This window comes from Parafilimonas sp., from assembly GCF_051953455.1.
In the GTDB taxonomy this organism is placed as follows: Bacteria; Bacteroidota; Bacteroidia; order Chitinophagales; family Chitinophagaceae; genus Parafilimonas.
Genome location: NZ_JBQCIT010000047.1, coordinates 32,050 through 52,791, shown reverse-complemented (window position 1 = coordinate 52,791; position 20,742 = coordinate 32,050). Strand labels below are relative to the sequence as shown.

Below are 20,742 nucleotides of genomic sequence, written 5' to 3'. Positions count from 1 at the left end.
GGATATTTAAGATTAAGGTATTATAGATAAGGTAGCCTGGAGATTTTCAGGCGATTTTCAGGAGTAATTTTTTGCAGGATTAAGGCAAAGCATTTTTTCCAGTAAATATGGGTTTTGTTAATGAAATAGCCTATCCCTAAGCTCACCATTAAAACCACAGCTATTGCGGCAAGCATAGCAGCTAAATTACCCGCATCTGTTCCGAATATACTTCTGTAAAGAATAAACAGTGGTGCATGCAGCAGGTACAAAGGAAAAGTAAGGTTTGCAAGCATGCGCACTGCAGCATTAAGCCTGTGTTGCACCAGCTTTTCGGTCTCCATATTCGGCAATAACCAGATACCTGCAGCAAGCGTGAAGCCAATTACATAATCTGTAAAAAACTGGTTGGCAAAATACAGCGGTCTTCTCCCCAGCGTAAATGGCATGGCAGGCAGTATTTCCATTAAAAAAAGCGGCATAAGCATACATAAAATACCAATACCCCACCGGAGCCGGCAGCCAATACCTGGTTCCGGCATCCTATAAGCAAAATAACCCATTATCCATACGGGCAACATCAGCAATATTTTAGGGCCTGCCAGGAGGCAGATGCCTGCCAATAACAAATAAAAGAATTTCGTGCTTCTTGCATACAGGCATACCCCGCATAAACAGTAGTACCAAAATTCAAAACTCAACGACCAAAGCGGCCCGTTAATTGGCGGGGCGGCAGAAAAAAACCATATTTCGTTTAAGTATAAAGCGGAAAGAATATAGCGGATAAAAGAATCCCCCCTACTGTAGCCCTCAAACAAGCCGGGGGAATTATAATATACATATAACTGAACAAGGCTTGTAATGATTAAACATGGAATAAGCACAGCATATAATTTTGACAACCTTGCCTGGGCATATTGTTTCCAGCTTCTCTTGTTTTTAAAAGTAGTGTATGCAATTACATAACCAGACAATACAAAAAAAACAATTACCGCAGTGTGCCCCCAATCTTTATCCAGATAGCGCGCAAACCCCCATTGAATAATGGCATGATGAATAAAAACAGTCATTGCAGCAGCTATTCTAAATATATCAAGCGCTATACTTTTTGCGCCGGAGATTTCTTTGGAATTTGGCAAATGATTATTACCCTTATTTGTCATTCATTATGCTTATAACAAACATTTCGTTAGATATGTTTGTCCTATTTTTCAATGTTGTAGTTACAAACCTCAATTGAATTGTAATATTCAAGTATATGGGCATGGCCGCCAACATCACTTTCCACGCTTCAGGCAACTATAATATAAAAAGAGTTTTCAAAAGTGAGGTTTATTCAAACAGCTAATAATGAAATCGGCAAGCTCATCTGAAACAATTTTCCAACTCCTGTTTTCACAAGTTGTCCTGGCCTCGTTTCCTATCATAGATGCCATTGCAGGATTTGAAAAGCATTTATAAATTAATGCTGCAAGTGCCGAAACATTACCAGCTTCAAACAACAAACCATTTTTACCATTATTTATTATATCCTTTTGTCCACAACAGTTAGTTGTAATGCAGCATTTGCCTGCATTCATAGCCTGTAATAAACTTAAAGGCTGTCCTTCAAAATAGCTTGGTAAAACCAATATAGAACTTTGTACCAGGAATTCTTGTTCTTCGGCTTTAGTAAATGTTGGAATTATTGTAACCTGAGGTCTTAAATAAGCAGGCCAATCCTGTAAAATGGTTTCTTCATTTTTTCCGGTGCCAATCAATAAATACTTTAGGTGTAGTTTATTTTTATTAAATAAAACTTTTGCAGCCTCCACCAATGTTTTTATCCCTTTTCTGTCAATCCAACTACCGTTGAATAATATTGTAAATAATTCCGGTTGTATAGATTGCTTAAAGACATTCATGTTAACACCATTTCTAAAAACATACATATCCTGCTCTTTTCTTTTATATATATGTTTTACATATTCTTTATCCTCGCTATTAATCAACAGCAGTTTATCGGCCTTTTTTAAACCCTTGTCTCCCATCTTTAAACGCCATAATGGAAAAAATAACCTTGTTTTTAAAGAGGGCTTGTTATAACCATACACAGATCCCTTTTTAAATTGTAATTCCCAATGTTTTCTTTCAACGCCGTGGCTTTCTACAAACACAGGTATATCTTTATTAACAAAATAGCCAGAGGCTGGTTCATGCACAATAAAAGCTTCAGGTTTAATATTTAATGCTTTAAAATACAACCGCGCCTTCCAACCAAACATGGCTTTATGAACCAGTTTTCCAACTTCGGCCGGGCCTATATGTATAAAATTATATCCCCTGTCTTCAAAGGCTTTTTTCCAGTAATATTCCACCCTGCCCATACCTGATTCCTCAATAATGGCAGATTCAGATACATGTACTATACTTTGTTTCACCTTATGATTTAAAACCATTATCTAACAGGTTAGAATGGCTACTTTTTGTATTATGACAGTTGAATCAACTTCTTCAATTATTTTCCAGCTTTTATCTCCACGTATTTTCTTTTCAATTAGTTGTACCGGCCCCCAATCGGGTTTTGTCCATCCGTTGGGAAATATGCGGGCATCATGAAAAACAATAATTCCATTTTCTGATAGCTTTTCATTGTACAGCTCGAAATCCTTAGTTACTCCTTCATAAGAGTGATCACCATCAATAAAAATAAAATCCAATGCTTCATTTATAAGTCTATCCACATGCCAACTATATCCATGCATAATTTTTATTTTGTGATTTATATCTTTCTTTTTCCAATGGTTTATAGCAATTATTTTTCCATAACTAATTTTTAAAGAACCCTTTAAAAAAGGATCTATTGCATAAACCAATGCATCAGATGGAGAGTGTAAAGCAAATTGAGAAGTATTAAATCCTTCATAAACACCAATCTCTGCTATTCGCCTGGCGGTCTTTAAATATTTATACATTGCCTCCTGCTCATTCGTTGTGGTTTGAGTTTTAGGCTGATCAATATTAATAATGCATTTTAAACAATGCATTAAGCTTTTTCCCTTCATTGTGTATGAGATAATTTTTTAATGAAAAAGGCGATTATAGGAAGTATTATAAGTATAACCACTTTTACACCCCCTCTCTCCGATCTTCTTTGCCGGCACCCCGGCAACAACTTCAAAAGGGGCTATATTCTTAGAAACCAATGAGCCGGCTGCAACTACACAGCCATACCCCAATTTAACGCCGGGTAATATCATTGCTCTTGTGCCCACCCAAACATAATCCTCAATAATTACCGGACGCGCTCTGCTTTCAAAGTTTGCAGCATGTATATTATGATCTGCAGTTATTATTATCACATCGCTTGATATGGCAACGTTGTTACCTATTGTTACGGTTCCTCGTGTATCTATCCTGCACCTTGCATTAAATACAGAATTAATTCCCATTGATAAATGCTCTGCCGCATTAAATGAACAATTTGTATGAATACCGCTTCCCTTTGCTAAAGAAAATCCCATAATCTTTTTATAATACCAAAGCCTTATGGTATGTGATGGAATTTTGCAGATTACATGGTTACAGATGTAAAGCCGTAATTCAGATAAAAAAGAGCGCATATTAAGTTTGCCAGAACCGGCTTTGAATTTTTTCCATTGAGAATTCTTTAGTTGCCAAATTTTTGCTGTTTCTTGAAAACTGGCAGCCTTTGTGCATGATCGTTTTCATCGCATTGAGCATATCATCTTCCTTTAGCGATGTACAACAAACCGCTGCATTATGCCTGTTTAATAGCTTGCATGCAGCGCCTTCTGCTGGCCCATGATATAAAATGGTACCGCTTGTACCAAGATATCCGATCATTTTTGTTGATAAACTGTATTTATAAAATTCCGGGCTTGTAAATTTTATTGGCAGATACAGGATATCTGCATCATCCAGTTCTTTTTTTATCTGCGCATCACTAACAAAATTATTCCTGTATTCAACCTCAAAGTCAGCGTTTGCCAAAAAGTCTAAAGGAGGGGTACCTCTTAATATAAGTTTAATGTTTGTGCGCACGGCCAGTTTATTTAGCGTATGTGCCAGCAGTTTAAAAAGCTCCAGATAATGATAGTGAAGTAATCCGCCAAAATAAATGGTTATTGCATTGCCTTCAATATTACGCGGAACAGAAAACTCATTACGCTTAATTCCATCAGTTATTATTTCAAAAGGTTTTTTTGAAAACAGGCGCGCATATTCTTCCCCCAATTCTTTTGATATAACCAGCCTTCTGCCTGCAGTTTCCCATAGCATTTCACAATCTGAAAAACTGCTGCATAAGCTATAATGATCATGAAAAGAAACCCATAATTGTTTGCCTTTTATCAATCCTGGCGTACACAAACTTGCAGAATAAGCACCATGGTTTACTGCATGAATAACGTCGCAACTATAATTCTGTACAATATTTCGTATGTGTTGCCTGTTTAAACTAGCCATAAGCTTACTTTGCAAATAACCATTGATATTTCGTAGCTTCCATCGCATCCATTTTTGCTGTTGTGGAAATAAAGCCAATTGTTCTTCCTTTATTTTTCCTGTATTAACCTTGTTATGAGCGACATTTACTGATATGGAAAACACATCTTCCTCTTTTCCTGCGTAGAGCCTTCGAAGCACCCTGCCGCAACCTCCATTTTGATACAAGGAACAAGGCTGAAAAGAAAGCAGTTTCATAATTAAACCTGAATATATTTTTGCCAAAAGTCTAAGCTTTTAGTCCAGGCATGGCAACCAAGTGGCAGTTCACCGGCATTTATTTGAAATAATACCGAAGGGTTTTTTTCAAAGCTAAATTTGATTGCATTGTTTACGTCAGCCACTTTAAAGCTGAACAATTGCGGGACAACACCACTCCAGAAAATATCCTCATTGATAGGGCGGTTTGAAAAAAATCTGTTGATGAAATAATTGGTTACTGAAAACTTCCAATTCCTGTTTATTAGCTTAAAAACCACAGAAAGATTAAGTATTCTCAGATCACCTAATTTTTTTAAAAACCTGTATTGTTTGTAAAATTTTTCTTTCATCAGTAATACATGCCTGCATTTAGCGATGTTGCGCATAGAAAAACCTGAATTCCCTACCGACAGGGGCCATTTCTTCTCCCAATCTTTAAACCAGGGCGCTCCTATATAATCAAAATCAAACGTGTTGGCTTTTTCCCATGCATCTGAAAAAATATAAGCATCGGGCTCATAAGTAAGGAGATAATCATAATCCATAAAAAGATTATAAAAATCCAAGCTGCACTTCATTTCATTGTAAGCGTTTAAAGAGTTCATCCATGTTGCAGGTACAGCGAGTGGTTTTAAGCAACTAAATTTTTGCAAGCAATCCCATACATCTAAAGCATCCGGGTAAAGAAGGAATATATCATATTTTACAAGTAGGTTGCAACATTGCCTTAATGATATAACCTCATTATCGGATAATACGTTTTTATGCAGCGGAATAACTACTGCTACTTTCATTTTCCAGTTAACAAAACCTGTGTTGAACGTTTTAACCGCCAGGCAAGATTATTAAATTTAGTATGTTTTTTACTTTTATGCAAATACAAACCCGGATAATAATAAATGGGCAAACTGCTAATTTTTTCCACATCATTTGCCTGCAGCAAATGACGATACATTTTAAATATTTCAATTAAATCTGTCCGTTGCTCAAGATTATAACGTGTTAAGTGTGTACTGATACTCTGAGGCCGGTTAAATTTATAACCGCTGAAATGAAAAAACCGTAGGGGGAATTTGTAATTAACAATATAATCATTTTCGTTATTAACGGTAAGGTTCCTTTCATGAAGGTTCCAGGCGGCTATATTATATCCAGGATGTTTAAGAATAAAATAATTATCATAAAGGCAGGGTATAAAATTCATCCATAATTGATCATAAAACATGCTTCGTGAGAAATCGCCAAAGCCGTAATTTAAAACACGGTCACTCCACCATCTTAAAAAATCCCCAATAAGGTTAAAATTACTTAAAGCCAGAAAACCGAGGTTAAACACGCCTCCCCTTAAGGTTTCATAATCACTTGGAGAAAAACCGTCATCGACAGGCCTTGTAATGTGAGGCGTAAGAACAATATTATAGCTTAAAAGAAGGCTCTCCACTTCTTCAAATCTGCTATACACCAAAGTATCAGGATCAATATAAATGACCTTTTCTGCATGAAGCTTTTCAAAGAAATAAAGAAAATAAGATGGTTTAATAGCAGTATTAAATTCTATAATGTTATATTTTGTATAGAGGCAATCGAGGTTACAAATATTCAATTTTTCAACTTCAAGTATAGTAGCCTTTCCAACATAATCGATTTCAAGTTCGTCAGGGTACTTGTCTGCCAGCCCAATATAGAAAATGTAGTCGGGATGGTATTTCAAAAAAGATTCTGATAGTATTTTAGCAGAAGCGAGGTAATTATTCGAACAAATTGTGAAGGCTATTTTCATTTCATTCATGATAAGCATCGTTGAACAATTGACCAAAGATGCGCCGAACCTTTTTCGGTACTGAAATTTTGTGCATTAGCCTGCGCATTAGCAGCATAAGCTTCCCTTTTTTGTTTATTACAATATAATTCCCAAATTTCTTTAGCCATTTGATATATATTCCCGTACTCAACCACTTTGCCTGCATTTCCATGTTCGATAAATTCAGGCATACCACCTGCATCTTTGAAACAAATTAACGGCGTGGAAAAACGGGCGGCCTCAAGGCAAACCAAAGGAAAAGGGTCTTCTCTTGAAGTTAATACCATCACATCAAATCGTTCGTAAAAAGCAGAAGTATTGCGGGATAGTCCTGTAAACAATACAGTATCATGCAAGCTATACGCCGATAATTCATGCCGAAGCCTTCCTGCAACTCCTGGCTCAACGCTTGTATCCCCCACCCAAACAAATTTTATATCTGCCGGTGGATAACAAGTTTTAATAACCGAAGCAAGCTGAACAAAAAGATCAACGCCTTTTCGCCATATAGCTTGTCCGACTGCTCCAACAATAAAACTTTTTTTAAAAAAATTTTCGAATCCCGTTTCTGTATTATTAAGCTGGGTCGAAGTGTTTACAAATTCATATGCTACGGACACGGCATCTTGCCCAACACCAAATTCTGTTTGCACGGCTTCTGCCGTATGTTTTGAAGGAGCAATAAAGTGATCAATTACAGTTCTTGTTGAAATAGTATTAAATCCGTGGTAAACTTCCTTCATCATATACTGTCCTTCATGAATGTGCGCTATTACAAGGCATTTAAAAATGCTTTTTAAAAAAGGCCCAAGATCAATAGAAGCTATTGTATTAAGATATATCAGGTCAAATTGTGCCTTCCTTAATTTTCCTGGAAAAGGTTTGACAAACGTTTTGCCAGTCAGTTTTCTTTTTATTCTTGATGCTGTAAACATAACCGTTCCCTGAGCATATCCACCATTCCAAACATAAGTATCAGCAAGCTTTTCAAACTCAGGCAAAAGCTCACCAGGTTCTTTTATCAAGATGGAGAATCGTATATCTGTATGGATTTTTAACCACTGCAAAAATGTTAGCAAAAGAATTGGAGCTCCCGAAACTGAAGCATCATGAGATACAAAAAGTATGTTCACTTTATTGATTGGCATTACTATTTTAAGTGCGGAATAATGCTACTTAAAGAACTTTTTATTTTAGCTTTCAATTTTTTTATAGGCTTTTTCAAGGGTGCGGCTTTTAAGGAGCCAATATAACTTTCATTAAAATGCTTTTGCAATATGTCATTTCGTTCTTCTATTATTGTCTGCCAACTTTCCGGTCTGCAACTGAGACCTTGTCTATTACAAATTGATATCTTTTCTCTTACAAATTTTTGGGATACCTTGAATTTTGCAATAGCAAGTAAAAAAAACTCCCAGTCAGATGTAATACGATAATGCTGATTATATGGGCCAACCCTATCATGCAACTCTTTTTTAATAAAGCTGGCTTGGTGACAGATTGAATTCTGCTTTAAATAGCTATAAGTTAATATGCGCGGGTAATTACTTTTATATGTATTAGCATCTTCTACCCAAATGTTATTGCCATAAATAATATCTTCATGATGATTTTTTAATTTCAAGCCCCTTAATGTGGTCTTGTTTGTAAGCCAGTCTCCCGAGTTAAGCATTAAAAGATATCTTCCTTTTGCTTTTTGAATACCCTTATTCATGGCATGATAAATACCAGCGTCTCTTTCACTAACCCAATAATTAATTAAATTCTCATTATTTTTTATGATGTCAATACTTCCATCTGTCGAGCCTCCATCTATGATCAGAAATTCAAAATCTTTAAAATTTTGACATTTAATGCTTTCTATAGTTTTCTTCAGGCCAGCAGCATTATTTAAGTTTACTGTTATTATCGAAAGTATAATCATATGCTGAGGATTGTTAATTAGCGACCATCCTTTTTACTTCTGCTATGTGTTTTAAAGAATAATTTTTGTATGCATTATATTTAATGTGCTTCATAATAGATATTTCACTTGTTTTTACTCCTGCTATATAAATAAGCTTCCTGATTAACCGTGGAAGGAATTCTGAAAAAAAATTCCTATCAGCAAAAAGCTGTTTAAAGAGCAGCTCATTTTCAGGTTTGTATAACCGGTAAACCTCAATAAGTTCTTCATCTCTTTTTATGCCTCCGGTACCCGTTTTGTGGGCAGCATGTAAACGATACAAGGATATGCATTCACTTAAAGGTCTAAACAAAATACCCTTTTTCTTGGCCCGAAGGAACCATTCCCAATCAAAAGCATAATGCATGTCTTCCCTTAGCCTGCCGGCCAGTTCCCAAGCTTTTCGTGTCCAGAAAGAAGAGGGTTGTATAATATAATCAATATTTTCAAGATCAAATTCTGCGTGAGCACTTACAACATCGCTGCCATACGAAAACAGGTTCAAATCGTTTTTGAAATGAATACAATTACCAAAGTATATGGCCGCATAATCCGTTTCTGTTTTTGAAATAATCGTTTCTAAACTATTTGGCATTAGTATATCATCACTATTCAGCCATAACAATATATTACCGGTTGCCTTATCAAAACCCTTATTAATTGCATGGCTTTGCCCCTGATCTTTTTCACTAATCCAATAAGTTAACCTGCTGCTATATTTTTTAATAATATCAACCGAACCATCTGTACTGCCGCCATCCATTATTATGTATTCCAGGTTTGAATAATTTTGCCCCAAAACAGATAATATTGTGGCTTCGAGAAATTTTGCCTGGTTAAAGGATGGGGTAATAACAGATATCTTAGGAAACATTAAATTTTATTCTAAAGGCAATTCATCGCTTCAAACCACGCATTATGTTATAATAATAAAGCTTGGCTACATCAAAAACAGCTTTCAGCCAATTGTTATGAGCAAAATAAAAATAATTGAATATGCCGGCTGTATTTAACAAAGGCAATCCTTTATAGTGATTTGCTGTAACATAATACAGGTTGCCCTTACAGGCATGTATTATTTCATTATATTTTACGGGCATGCCTTTAGTCTTTAAAAAGGAAAAATAGCTTACAACCCATTTTAAAAACTGCAGGTGGCCCTTTATCATACGCTTTCTGTTTTTAGAGGCATGCCCTGATATATTTGCAACTCCAAACCGCCAGTTAATTTTAGCTTCTTTCATGTTGCAAATGCCTTTCTCAGCGCTAAACAATATAAGAGTGGCCCAATCTGCAGCCTGTGCATAATCCGTATAAATAAATCCCTTATACTTTTCATATACCTGTCTCGAAAATATTTGACCGGGCATACAAACGCCTGGATTGTTTTTTAATATTTCCAAAGCCATGTTTATTGATGAATCTGTAAAAGGTAAAACAGGCATTTCTTCAATAACCTCATCTTCATCATTTATAACCCTTGTATTAAATCTGTACACATCAAACCTGTTATTATCTTCTGAAGTAATTCTATAAAAAGTTTCTACACAATTTGCGTCAGCAATATCATCATCAGAAAAAAGCCACAGCCAGGGTTCGCCTTTTGTTAATTGTATGCAGCGATTCCACTGGTGCACTAAGTATTTCGCGCCGATGTTATTTTTAAACCTGGTATAATGTATGTCAAGCTGGCTTTTGTATTTCTCCGTAATATCTTCCAAGTCTTCAGGGCTGCAATCATCGCCAACGTAAACAGTAAAATTTTTATTAGTTTGCATGGCCAATGAACCCAATGCCTTATCAAAAAAGGCTGACTTATACGCAGGGATTATAATTGCCAGGTTACACATTTACTAAAATGCCTTTTTTAAAACATGACGCACGAAAAATGAAAAGTATTGCTCTTTGAATCTTTTTATACCTATTTCATGAATAAGCCTGGTACATAAAATAAGCTTTTCCATTTTTTCTTTCCTGTTTTTCGCTTCTATGTTAAGGAGATAGCTGAACCACGAATTGTTCAGCCGATCATGTTCCGCCGGAGGCAATGTGCCCGGCACATATACTGGAAGAAATTTTCTCCATTTTTTGTACACAAGAAAAATACTTTTAAACCATTGCATATCATTTACGCCTTCACTTTTATGCAGCAGCAATACATCATAAATAACATAATTATTTTTTTTTCTGCTGATGTTAATTGAAAAGTCGAGATCGTAACCGTGAAAGCCTTTCAGTAATTTTTCATCAAAAGGATATGCCTGCCAGGTGTCCTTTTTTGTAACCATGAAAACCCCATCCAAAGTTATAACATGATTTTTCCTTTCATTAAAAGGGTTTATATAATCATGTCTTTCTCTTTTATCACTTCTTTTGTATTGCTGCAAAATATTAAGGCGGCTATATTCAATACTTCCTTCAACAGGTTGCGGCCAGGCGGAGGCCATACGGCATTTGCAAACGCTTCCTCCTATACCCAGTACGCCGGTATCAGGATCGTCTTCAAAATGTTGTAAAATGTTTTGCCCCCAATTTGACGTGATAAATTCAACATCATCATGCACAAAACAAAGAATATCAAAGCTGGCTTTGGCTGCGCCTTGGTTATAAGCAGCGCTAATACTCATAGACCCCGGGTTATGTATTTTTAAAATTTCGTAAGCTGTCCCAATTGTCCGTTCAATTGAAGCAGATAGCTTCCCAAAGTTTATTTTGTCGAATGAAGAGGTAATAACCGATATCATAAACTTTTCACACGGGCATTAGTCTTTCTGAATAATCTCAATGGCCATGTTGCCAGTCTGCCAACACGAAAACTCCAAGAGTTATGATAAAGTGCATGTACCCGGGCAATATTGAATGCAAAGGATTTATTCATTTCAGTATATATAAGTTCCTGTATAAGCCTCGAGTCAAAAAAACTAGCGTAGTTTAATTGTATGCTTTCGTTAGAAGCTAAACAGAGGTTATACAAGCCTGCAAACGCGTCGTTGTTTATATTTTCAAAGTCGCCTTTATAAAATTTTAGTTGACAAGCATATCCTTTTTCAGGTAGTATTAAAGACCCTGTTATATTGTTTTGAAAAAAATAACTGGAATAATTAAAATAATTGGAGATTAAACTTTTAAACTCATCAAAGTACAACTCTTTAACATGGAATTTATTTTTATGATTTGTAGCATCAGAATATAGTCTTTTCTCGGGTGTAGAAATGAGCAATTTCCCATTGGGTTTTAATACTCTTTTAATTTCTGCCATCATTAAATCGTGCTCATCATGATGTTCAATTGTTTCAAAACTGATTACAAAATCGCAGGAATTATTCTCAGCAGGAATGTTCGAAGTGCTGCCATGTCTAAATTCTAAATTGCTACGTTTATACTTTTTTCTTGCCCGCTCAATTGCATCGTTTGAGATATCAACTCCAATAACTTTATTGGCATATTGTGCAACCAGGTTACTACCATAGCCTTCGCCGGAAGCAATATCAAGCACTATTTTATTCTTTGCAAGCTCCATGGCCATTGCGTAACGATGCAAATGCTCAATAGAAACCTCATTAAAAACTATTGTTTCCAATCTTTCGCCAGTCACAATTTCACTCATAAATATTTTTTTTGACAGGTTCCCATTCCAATACTGGCCTTACTATACCGGGGAGTTCTCCGGTATAGTAAGGCCTCGTTTCATTGTCAGTTCTACAATCAGAAATATTAAAAGCAAACTTATTTATATCATGGAAATGCACGACAAAAGGAGAATAAGACATAGCAGCTATCCCACAATAATGCAGCCCTTCAGATAAAAAGGATTTTGGTAACCACACAACTGTTTCATAGATACCGGGTTTGTATTCATACCCCACATTACTGCTGTTATGTGAAGTGAGAATATGGACATTATATTGATTAAATAAGTTAAAGCCACAAGCTAAATCATTGGTACACCACAAAACCTCAAAAATTATTCTAATGCCAATTTTTTCATTGGTATAAAAATTTGCTTTGGGATTAAATATTTCATCGATGGCTTCAACTTTTAAAAGCCTTACTAAATCATCTCCCGGAGGAACACCGCAATTTGTATAATCAATAAATGAAGAAAGATTTGCCTCAGCTTTTAAATATGCGATGATAGTTTCTTCTGCATGGCCAATTTTTATTAATTGGCCATCTTTCAGATAAATGCTTTTTAAGCAAATTCTTAGTACGGAATCCATATTATGACTCACAAATAATACGGTTCTCCCCTCTCCTTTACTCACTTCTCCCATCTTTCCCAAACACTTCTTCTGAAATTCTGCATCGCCCACTGCCAACACCTCATCTACAATCAATATCTCACTTTCCAAATGTGCAGCAACTGCAAAAGCAAGCCGCACATACATACCGCTGCTGTAGCGCTTTACCGGCGTATCAATATATCTTTCCACACCGGCAAAATCAACAATCTCATCAAACTTGCGGGTAATTTCTTTTTTGCGCATGCCCAGGATAGCACCATTCAAATAAATGTTTTCCCGGCCGGTAAGCTCCGGGTGAAAACCTGTGCCCACTTCTAAAAGGCTGGCCACACGGCCATTACCGGTAATCTTTCCCGTAGTAGGCGCTGTAACACGGCTGAGTATTTTTAACAGGGTGCTTTTGCCGGCACCATTGCGCCCAATAATTCCAACTGCATCGCCCTGCTCAATTTCAAAATTTATGTCTTTCAGGCTCCATACTACATTACTTTCCCCTTTAACAGCCCGGTCATTGGTTTCCCCAATCTTTAAAAATGGGTCTTGCCTGCCACGGGCTTTGGCATGCCATCGCTTAAAATCGCTTTGCAAAGTACCGGTACCAATCTGGCCTATTTGGTAGGCTTTGGAAAGATTCTCTACTTTAATGGCAACAGACATTAATCAGACGCTTAATAAAGTTTGAACAGCATAAATAATAGCGATAAAGTATTTTCAGTAAGCACAGCCTATACGGTATCAATAAAATTCTTCTCTACCCGGTTAAATACAATGATGCCCGCAGCTAATACAATAATTGCAAAAAGTGCTGAATAACCCACCATTCCCCAGCTAAAACTTCCACTGCCAAAAAACCCATAACGGAAAGTTTCAATAATGCCTGTCATAGGATTGGCTACAACAATCCACTTATATTTTTCCGGCGCCGCAGAAAGCGGGTAAATAACAGTAGTGCCATACATGAGCAATTGCATGCCAAATGCAACCAGGAATGCAAGGTCACGGTATTTGGTGGTAAGGGAAGAGATGATCATACCGCAGCCAAGTCCCAGGCCCGCCATTATCAATACCAGCAAAGGAAAAAGCAGCATATAAATATTGGGCTGTATGCTTGCACCGTAAAAAGAATAGTACGCCATAAAAACAAGGAAAAGCAATAGCTGGATCCCAAAACGCACGAGGTTACTGATGATAATACTCAAAGGCATAATTAACCTGGGAAAATATACCTTACCGAAAATGCCCGCATTGTCGCGGAACACCGTAGAAGTTTTGTTTAGACAGTCGGCAAAATAGTTCCACATGGTAATGCCGGCCATATAAAAAAGCGGACCCGGCAGGCCTTCGGTTGAAATACCTGCGATGCCGCCAAATACAAGTGTATAAATAACGGTTGTAAATACGGGCTGTATCAGGTACCACAATGGCCCAAGTATGGTTTGTTTATAAGTAGCAACAAAATCGCGCCGCACCAGCAGCCAGAGCAGGTCGCGGTAGGCCCAGGTATCCTTCAGCTTTAGGTCAAGCAACTTGTGCTCTGCTGTTATTTCCCAGTTATAATGTTGATAGTTTGTCATTTTAAAAACTGCGAGCTTTGAACCGTAGCTATGAGCTGTGTACAGAGTTATTTGCAGTTAAAATAGCTGTGAATATTCCTGTGTTGCAAGCCCTGATTCAACGTTGTTATCAAGGCCGTTTGCAAAAACGATTTTGATCCTTCATTCCAAATTCCTAATGCCCGCTGCCCTACACCTTATACCTTCCACCTCACACCTTTTTTAAACAGTTTTCTCCACCACGCCTTTTTTGCACCCTCATCATAGCCATAACCCATGCTGTAATCGTAGCCATAACTTCCGCCGTAAGTATAGCCGTAGCCATAGTAACTGCGAATGCCTTTCACTTTTACATCGTTCACCACCATTGCAAGGTTTGGCAATTTTTTTTCCTTATACATCGTTTCCAGCATTTTCAACTGTTTGCGCTGGGTGAACCGCTGACGTACAATATAGAGGCTGAGGTCAGCATATTCACTCAGTACCTTGGCATCGCTTACTATGCCGAGTGGTGGACTGTCAATTACGATATAATCAAAATTGGTTTTCAGGTAATCAAACAAGATTTTGAGGCGGTCAGACAACAAAAGTTCTGCGGGGTTAGGTGGTACAAAAGAAGTGGTGATAGCATACAGGCTTTCATAGCCATTTACCTGCCGGATGATTTTTTCAGGAGGGATATTACCAGCCAGGAAACCAGGGAGATCACCCGCAGCTTCAGAAGCTTCCAGACTTACGCCTATTTTAGGCCTGCGCATATCAAACCCCAGCAGTATGGTTTTTCTGCCCGATACCGATAGCACCGCTGCCAGGTTAAGTGAAACAAAGGTCTTGCCTTCGCCGGGCATAGTAGAGGTAACCAATATAGTGGAATCCTTCTTGTCTTTGGGCAAAAAATAACGCAGGTTGGTACGCACGATCCTGAACTGTTCAGGCAATATGCCCCTGGTTCTTCCTGCTATGATGGCTCTTTCTTTATCAGCAAAATGGCTGATCTCGCCAATAATGGGCGTTTCGGTGAATTTTAATATTTCATCACGGGTGGTAACGCGGTCATTCAGCAGATCCATTAAATATACAATTAACAGGGGTAAACCCAGGCCTGCAAATAGGGCCATCAGGTAAATGTTTGAATTTTTTAAATTGATGGGCCCGCCGCTCGAAGCCCTGTCCACAGCTTCGCTGTTCCCTACTGCAGCCGCACGGGAAACCGCTGATTCTTCCCGTTTTTCCAGCAGGTAGAGATAAAGTTTTTCTTTAATGCCCTGCTGGCGCTCTATTTCGAGCAGTTGCTTTTCCTTGGCCGGTATAGAGCGTATTTTATTTAAAGAAGTTTCATATTGCCGGTGCGCTGCATTGTAAGCATCAGTATATACTTTTTTTACATTAGTCACACTTTCCATGATCCTGCTGCGTAAATCGTCTAATGCTGTTTCCAGTGCTTTCACCTGCAGGTTTTTTTCACCCATCGTTTTTAATAACTCTTCTCTTTTTATCACATCCGCATTATAGTTGCTTACAAGGGCCCCTAAAGTAACATCGCCGATGCCCAGGTTAGAAGGCACCAGTTCATACCGCCGTTTCGGGTTATTGATGTAGCCGCTTACCATATCAGCTATATTCATTTGCAGTTCCTGCTCATTTAATTTTGTTTCAAGGTCTTTGGCTATGCCGGTTTCCACACTGCCTTCTGTACTTATATTGAGCGAGTTGTTTACCCTAAAATTTTTCAAGTTATTTTCCACTTCATTCAGTTCGCCGCTGATGAAGATGAGACGGTCATCGATAAACCGGATGGTGTTCTCTGCAATTTTATTGCTCTGTTCAATATTATAACTATTATATTCTGCTGCCAGCGTATTTAAAATAACTTCCGCTTTGCGGGGCACCTGCGAGGAAGTGGATACCACCAGCACGGAAGAGTATTTGCTTAAAGGACTTACAGATACAGAACCGGCAAGGCCGCCTGCCACCGCATCTGTGGGCCGCCATACGGCCTGGTACTGGTAATCCGGTTTATAATCTTCGGGATTGATAATATTAAGCAGGTAATCGAAATCAGGTGTATGGATGATGGTTTGGTTAGTTGCTTTCACGGCATTTTCACCATGTAAAATATAAATGCCATCTTTTTTTACCTGCAGGTTAATGTTATAGCTCCGGCCGGAATCTTTTATATTGGAAAATACCAGGAATCTTTTAGCGGGGTCCGGCTCATATACCTCAATGGTATTCACCTTGCCGATGGAATAATAAGCGGTATTGAGTTGCTGTGCTTTTACTACCCTTGCCATTAGTTGATGCGACTGCAACACTTCCATTTCGTTGTAAATATTAGGCTTTGAAGTGTTAAGCAATTCTGACAAAACCTGGTCTTCATTGCTTTCTTTACCAGCATTTTTAATGAGCACTTTTATACTGGTGGAATATACAGGCGTCTGGAAATGTATGTATATATAGGCTATGATAAGGGCCACTGCAAGAAAGAGCGTGAACATTGGCAGGTAGTTCAGCGATTTCATCAGTAATTCCCTGAACGAAAATTCGTTTTCTTCTTCCTTTATAACTGTTTTTTTGATTGAAGCCGCAGCCATTAAATTCTTATACTTTAATACCTTTTTTAAAAGTTAATTGCCCCTTAATCACATTTTACCTGTTGATGACATTTACTATAAGCAACGCAGCAGAAAGCGCCGTCATGGCCAAGCCCAGGTAACGCACATTGCGGTTAAGAAAAGCATCATTATTAATAAACTTTGCTTTGTCTGGTTCCACATAGATCACATCATTCTGCTGTAAATTATAATAAGGAGAAGTAAATATTTTATTGGAAGAAATATCCACCCGGCCAAATTCGCGTTTGCCATTCTGTTCACGTATCACCAGAATATTATCCCGTTTGGCATAAAGGGTAAGATCGCCGCTCTGTGTAATGGCTTGCAGTATATTAATTTTACCATCCGGTACCTGCAGCGTGCCGGGGCTTCCCACCTCTCCCATTACCATCACTTTAAAATTGGCAATATTCACTGTAACTACCGACCCCTTTATATAATCATCTAACTGCTTTTGTAACTGCTGCTGTAATTGAGCCGGCGCCAAACCCGCAACAGGCATAGTGCCCAGTTGCAGCATTTGTATGTTACCAGCAGCATCCACCAGGTAGCCTTGTACGCCCTGCGTGGCAGCACCCTGGGTAATATTAAAAGCATCGGCCGCTTCTTTATTTATAGCGGTAATATTAATGTTCAGCCTGTCGCCCGGCATTATTACCACGGGCTTTTGCAGCACCATGCGTTCCGAATCGGTAACGCTGTCTTTAAGATATACGGCGTTTTGAAAATTTTTCGGCACACCGCATGAAGAAAAGACAGCCATAAAAATGATGCAGGCAAGCAGCGGGATAAGATTCTTAAAATAAGAAAGCATTAATCAGGTATAAAGATGAATGTCTGGCCTGGCATTTACCAGACAATGTACTTTGGTGCCGGGCCAAAAAGCACTGAAAATATTTATTGTTTGAAAAGGAAATTACAAAACAGTATTCACGGCTTCGCCGCCCTCACTCCCAACTGCTTATTAAGAACGATGCATCGGGAAAGAGAAAAAACTAAGGCAGCATTACCTGCTCAGTAATTTGTTACATGTTTTAATGGAAAGTATTGAACGGTACGGACGTCCTCACCGGACGTGGAACTTGGCAAACAGTTTATTTTGGATTATTAATTTTTATTTTATCGGATTCGGACTGATCATCACAAATTGCAATTCAGCAATCATTATCTCTATTGCAAATATGCTGATAAAACAATTTCAAACAAAATTTAAAGAAGCCGAGTTAGTGAATGATGGATTGTACATTGTGAATGATGGATTATAAATGGTGAATGATATAATAAGAGGTATAAAGAAAGGATGAATGTATCAGGCAATTTTCTTTTTCCGGTATTAATACAATCATACCATTAATATCCTCCAGGCATCAGGGAACCTACGCGCAGGTGTGCAGGAACCTGCAAGTAAACATGAAGGAAGCATTCTGTTGAATAACAAAGTCACAACCTCTTCCAAACATCTAAAAAATACGCATTTGCATTGCAAAGTTGCAAGCCGGATAAAACAACAGCAATCCGTGCCTGAATAATAAATGTTTTTTTGACAAATAAAAAACTTATCCTATTTTCATATTTGCAAAGCCTGTGGCATAGCAGGTTTTATGCTATCAATCAAGCTTTGGCGCTATATGAAAATTGATTGCAGTATTAACTGCCCATATACTTTTTTTAATACGTTTTTTATTTTTTGTCTAATAAGAATCCGGGAACTGGTTTCTACCGGTTCCCTTGTTTTGTTCATATATCATAAACTCAATTTAACCACGCAAAAAGGTATTTATTTAAGAAATGAAAATTAACCGTGTAATTGCAATCGCTGCAATATTATTGTATGCCCATACAACAGAAGGCCAGCCATTGGTTGTAAAAGCAGATAAACCAACTGCAGCCATTCAGCCAACCATGTGGGGAATATTTTTTGAAGACATCAACTTTGCAGCCGATGGCGGTTTATATGCAGAATTGGTGAAGAACCGTTCGTTTGAATTCTTTACCCCCTTAACGGGCTGGTCTATCCGGCAGGCATCACCAACCACAGGCAGTGTACTGGTAACCAACAGGCTGGAAACAGACAGCGCAAACCAGCGCTACATAAGGGTTACACGCAATACCGCCACGGGGGAATTCGGATTAACCAATGAAGGTTTCCGCGGTATGGGTATTAAACAAAATGAGCAATATATTTTTACTGTTTCGGCCCGCAGCGAAGCCGGCAATCTTGCATTGCATGTGCAACTGGTTGACAGTACAGGCAAAAATTTGGGCGAATCCCAAACCATCAACATTTCCGGTAATAACTGGCAACAATACAAAACCAGTCTTACGGCAAATGCAACTGAATTAAAAGCCAGGTTGAATGTTTGGTTTGAAGGAGAGGGTGTTGCTGATTTTGATATGCTTTCTCTATTCCCGCAGCATACGTGGAAAGAAAGGCCAAATGGTTTAAGGGCCGATTTAGTGCAGTTGCTGGCTGATATGAAACCCGGCTTCCTGCGCTTTCCCGGTGGCTGTATTGTTGAAGGCAGGGAACTGGCAACACGCTATCAATGGAAAAAAACGGTGGGACCGGTTGAAGAGAGGCAGGTTATTGTGAACCGCTGGAATACAGAATTTGCGCACCGCCCCACGCCTGATTATTTCCAAAGTTTCGGACTTGGTTTTTTTGAATATTTCCAATTGGCCGAAGATATAGGCGCAACGCCATTGCCCATTCTTAATTGCGGCATGGCCTGCCAGTTTAATTCTGCAGAAGTGGTGGATACAACACAGCTCGATCCGTACATACAGGATGCATTGGATTTAATTGAATTTGCCAACGGCGATGTTTCAACTAAATGGGGACGTTTGCGTGAGGTAATGGGTCACGCCGCTCCTTTTAACCTTAAACTGCTGGGCATTGGCAATGAACAATGGGGGCCGCAATATGTGGAACGCTATAAAATATTTACAAAGGCTATCAAATCTAAATATCCTGAAATACAACTGGTAAACAGTGTTGGCCCTTCTCCGGATGATGAAAGGTTTCATTTCCTGAACGATACGCTACGCAAACTGAATGCAGATATATTGGATGAACATTATTATAGTTCACCCTCATGGTTTCAAAACAATGCCAGCCGTTATGATGATTACGACAGGAACGGGCCAAAAATCTTTGCCGGTGAATATGCAGCACAAAGTGTGGCAACCGTTAGCCCTCTAAATAAAAACAACTGGTTATGTGCGCTGTCGGAAGCTGCTTTCATGACCGGCCTTGAACGCAATGCCGACATTGTACAGATGGCTTCTTATGCGCCTTTATTCGCACATGTGGAAGGCTGGCAATGGACGCCCGATTTGATATGGTTTGATAACCTGAAGTCTTTTGGCACAACCAATTATTATGTACAAAAGCTATTTGCCAATAATAAAGGAGATAATATTGTTGCCATTACATCGGCTAACGAAGCTCTTAAGGGAAAGGATAGTTTATACGCTTCTGCCGTAACAAGCGCCGCCAATGAAGTGATCTTGAAAATAGTGAACACATCTTCCAGGTCAATATCAAAACAAATAAATATTGACACCAAAAAGAAGCTTGCATCAAAAGCAACCGTAACAATGCTTCAAAGCAACGATCTTACTATGGTCAATTCAATTGAATCGCCAAAAAATATCAGTCCGCAGGTGAGTGAAGCTGAGGTAACAGGCAGGCAATTGAACCTGGCATTACGTCCTTATTCGTTTACGGTAATTCACATAAAAATGCAATGATAATAACAGAACGGCCTGGTTGCAGCAAGCATACCTTTATTAAGTTCTCAAAATAATTGAGATGTTTGCATTAAAGATTGAAACAGATTGTTGAAGCATATTGCAATGCATACATTTAATTAGCGGCGCAATAGGAAGCACCTAA

Annotated in this window: 18 protein-coding genes; 1 reads left to right on the top strand and 17 read right to left on the bottom strand. The window is 38.3% G+C overall.

Annotated features, from left to right (window positions below):
- Nucleotides 1-20: 20 nt before the first annotated feature.
- The 17 genes from ACTHN6_RS16640 to ACTHN6_RS16560 all read right to left on the bottom strand — a co-directional run bounded on the left by ACTHN6_RS16640 (nt 21) and on the right by ACTHN6_RS16560 (nt 17,658).
- On the bottom strand, nt 21-1,142 hold the full coding sequence (locus ACTHN6_RS16640; RefSeq protein WP_440436905.1) for an acyltransferase family protein: 1,122 nt from the start codon (nt 1,140-1,142) through the stop codon (nt 21-23).
- A gap of 156 nt (nt 1,143-1,298) precedes the next feature.
- Nucleotides 1,299-2,222 (bottom strand): glycosyltransferase family 4 protein, encoded by a 924-nt coding sequence (locus ACTHN6_RS16635; protein WP_440436904.1) that lies wholly within the window; start codon nt 2,220-2,222, stop codon nt 1,299-1,301.
- Between the two features lie 198 nt (nt 2,223-2,420).
- Nucleotides 2,421-3,023, bottom strand: a complete 603-nt coding sequence (locus ACTHN6_RS16630) for a class I SAM-dependent methyltransferase (RefSeq protein WP_440436903.1) — start codon at nt 3,021-3,023, stop codon at nt 2,421-2,423.
- Between the two features lie 18 nt (nt 3,024-3,041).
- Nucleotides 3,042-3,482, bottom strand: a complete 441-nt coding sequence (locus ACTHN6_RS16625; protein WP_440436902.1) for an acyltransferase — start codon at nt 3,480-3,482, stop codon at nt 3,042-3,044.
- A gap of 100 nt (nt 3,483-3,582) precedes the next feature.
- Nucleotides 3,583-4,683, bottom strand: coding sequence for a hypothetical protein (locus ACTHN6_RS16620; protein ID WP_440436901.1), 1,101 nt, complete (start codon nt 4,681-4,683; stop codon nt 3,583-3,585).
- A 2-nt stretch (nt 4,684-4,685) separates the two neighbouring features.
- Entirely contained in the window at nt 4,686-5,480 is a 795-nt protein-coding gene (locus tag ACTHN6_RS16615) for a DUF5672 family protein (RefSeq protein WP_440436900.1), read from the bottom strand.
- Entirely contained in the window at nt 5,477-6,466 is a 990-nt protein-coding gene (locus tag ACTHN6_RS16610; protein ID WP_440436899.1) for a hypothetical protein, read from the bottom strand. Before ACTHN6_RS16610 ends, ACTHN6_RS16615 begins: the two co-directional genes overlap by 4 nt.
- Before the next feature lie 5 nt (nt 6,467-6,471).
- Nucleotides 6,472-7,635, bottom strand: coding sequence for a glycosyltransferase family 4 protein (locus ACTHN6_RS16605; RefSeq protein ID WP_440436898.1), 1,164 nt, complete (start codon nt 7,633-7,635; stop codon nt 6,472-6,474).
- Nucleotides 7,636-7,637: 2 nt separating this feature from the next.
- Complete coding sequence (locus tag ACTHN6_RS16600) at nt 7,638-8,411, bottom strand: glycosyltransferase family 2 protein (protein WP_440436897.1); 774 nt, start codon at nt 8,409-8,411, stop codon at nt 7,638-7,640.
- Between the two features lie 13 nt (nt 8,412-8,424).
- On the bottom strand, nt 8,425-9,306 hold the full coding sequence (locus tag ACTHN6_RS16595) for a glycosyltransferase family 2 protein (RefSeq protein ID WP_440436896.1): 882 nt from the start codon (nt 9,304-9,306) through the stop codon (nt 8,425-8,427).
- 22 nt (nt 9,307-9,328) lie between these two features.
- A complete protein-coding gene (locus ACTHN6_RS16590; protein WP_440436895.1) occupies nt 9,329-10,282 on the bottom strand; it encodes a glycosyltransferase family 2 protein in 954 nt (317 codons plus the stop codon).
- Between the two features lie 3 nt (nt 10,283-10,285).
- Complete coding sequence (locus ACTHN6_RS16585) at nt 10,286-11,176, bottom strand: glycosyltransferase (RefSeq protein WP_440436894.1); 891 nt, start codon at nt 11,174-11,176, stop codon at nt 10,286-10,288.
- Nucleotides 11,173-12,039, bottom strand: a complete 867-nt coding sequence (locus ACTHN6_RS16580) for a class I SAM-dependent methyltransferase (protein WP_440436893.1) — start codon at nt 12,037-12,039, stop codon at nt 11,173-11,175. The genes ACTHN6_RS16585 and ACTHN6_RS16580 overlap by 4 nt, the downstream gene beginning before the upstream one ends.
- On the bottom strand, nt 12,032-13,333 hold the full coding sequence (locus ACTHN6_RS16575; RefSeq protein WP_440436892.1) for an ABC transporter ATP-binding protein: 1,302 nt from the start codon (nt 13,331-13,333) through the stop codon (nt 12,032-12,034). Before ACTHN6_RS16575 ends, ACTHN6_RS16580 begins: the two co-directional genes overlap by 8 nt.
- Before the next feature lie 68 nt (nt 13,334-13,401).
- A complete protein-coding gene (locus ACTHN6_RS16570; protein ID WP_440436891.1) occupies nt 13,402-14,250 on the bottom strand; it encodes an ABC transporter permease in 849 nt (282 codons plus the stop codon).
- A gap of 176 nt (nt 14,251-14,426) precedes the next feature.
- Nucleotides 14,427-16,823, bottom strand: a complete 2,397-nt coding sequence (locus tag ACTHN6_RS16565) for a GumC family protein (RefSeq protein ID WP_440436890.1) — start codon at nt 16,821-16,823, stop codon at nt 14,427-14,429.
- 55 nt (nt 16,824-16,878) lie between these two features.
- On the bottom strand, nt 16,879-17,658 hold the full coding sequence (locus ACTHN6_RS16560; RefSeq protein ID WP_440436889.1) for a polysaccharide biosynthesis/export family protein: 780 nt from the start codon (nt 17,656-17,658) through the stop codon (nt 16,879-16,881).
- A 974-nt stretch (nt 17,659-18,632) separates the two neighbouring features.
- Here ACTHN6_RS16560 and ACTHN6_RS16555 point away from each other — a divergent pair.
- Nucleotides 18,633-20,597 (top strand): alpha-L-arabinofuranosidase C-terminal domain-containing protein, encoded by a 1,965-nt coding sequence (locus ACTHN6_RS16555; protein WP_440436888.1) that lies wholly within the window; start codon nt 18,633-18,635, stop codon nt 20,595-20,597.
- Nucleotides 20,598-20,742 lie beyond the last annotated feature (145 nt).

Bases quoted from the DNA above. Each gene is read 5' to 3' on its own strand.
- ACTHN6_RS16565 (WP_440436890.1), bottom strand. From the start codon at position 16,823: ATGGCTGCGGCTTCAATCAAAAAAACAGTTATAAAGGAAGAAGAAAAC.
- ACTHN6_RS16555 (WP_440436888.1), top strand. From the start codon at position 18,633: ATGAAAATTAACCGTGTAATTGCAATCGCTGCAATATTATTGTATGCC.
- ACTHN6_RS16590 (WP_440436895.1), bottom strand. From the start codon at position 10,282: ATGTGTAACCTGGCAATTATAATCCCTGCGTATAAGTCAGCCTTTTTT.
- ACTHN6_RS16580 (WP_440436893.1), bottom strand. From the start codon at position 12,039: ATGAGTGAAATTGTGACTGGCGAAAGATTGGAAACAATAGTTTTTAAT.
- ACTHN6_RS16615 (WP_440436900.1), bottom strand. From the start codon at position 5,480: ATGAAAGTAGCAGTAGTTATTCCGCTGCATAAAAACGTATTATCCGAT.
- ACTHN6_RS16575 (WP_440436892.1), bottom strand. From the start codon at position 13,333: ATGTCTGTTGCCATTAAAGTAGAGAATCTTTCCAAAGCCTACCAAATA.
- ACTHN6_RS16595 (WP_440436896.1), bottom strand. From the start codon at position 9,306: ATGTTTCCTAAGATATCTGTTATTACCCCATCCTTTAACCAGGCAAAA.
- ACTHN6_RS16600 (WP_440436897.1), bottom strand. From the start codon at position 8,411: ATGATTATACTTTCGATAATAACAGTAAACTTAAATAATGCTGCTGGC.
- ACTHN6_RS16640 (WP_440436905.1), bottom strand. From the start codon at position 1,142: ATGACAAATAAGGGTAATAATCATTTGCCAAATTCCAAAGAAATCTCC.
- ACTHN6_RS16560 (WP_440436889.1), bottom strand. From the start codon at position 17,658: ATGCTTTCTTATTTTAAGAATCTTATCCCGCTGCTTGCCTGCATCATT.
- ACTHN6_RS16605 (WP_440436898.1), bottom strand. From the start codon at position 7,635: ATGCCAATCAATAAAGTGAACATACTTTTTGTATCTCATGATGCTTCA.
- ACTHN6_RS16585 (WP_440436894.1), bottom strand. From the start codon at position 11,176: ATGATATCGGTTATTACCTCTTCATTCGACAAAATAAACTTTGGGAAG.
- ACTHN6_RS16625 (WP_440436902.1), bottom strand. From the start codon at position 3,482: ATGGGATTTTCTTTAGCAAAGGGAAGCGGTATTCATACAAATTGTTCA.
- ACTHN6_RS16630 (WP_440436903.1), bottom strand. From the start codon at position 3,023: ATGAAGGGAAAAAGCTTAATGCATTGTTTAAAATGCATTATTAATATT.
- ACTHN6_RS16620 (WP_440436901.1), bottom strand. From the start codon at position 4,683: ATGAAACTGCTTTCTTTTCAGCCTTGTTCCTTGTATCAAAATGGAGGT.
- ACTHN6_RS16610 (WP_440436899.1), bottom strand. From the start codon at position 6,466: ATGAAAATAGCCTTCACAATTTGTTCGAATAATTACCTCGCTTCTGCT.
- ACTHN6_RS16570 (WP_440436891.1), bottom strand. From the start codon at position 14,250: ATGACAAACTATCAACATTATAACTGGGAAATAACAGCAGAGCACAAG.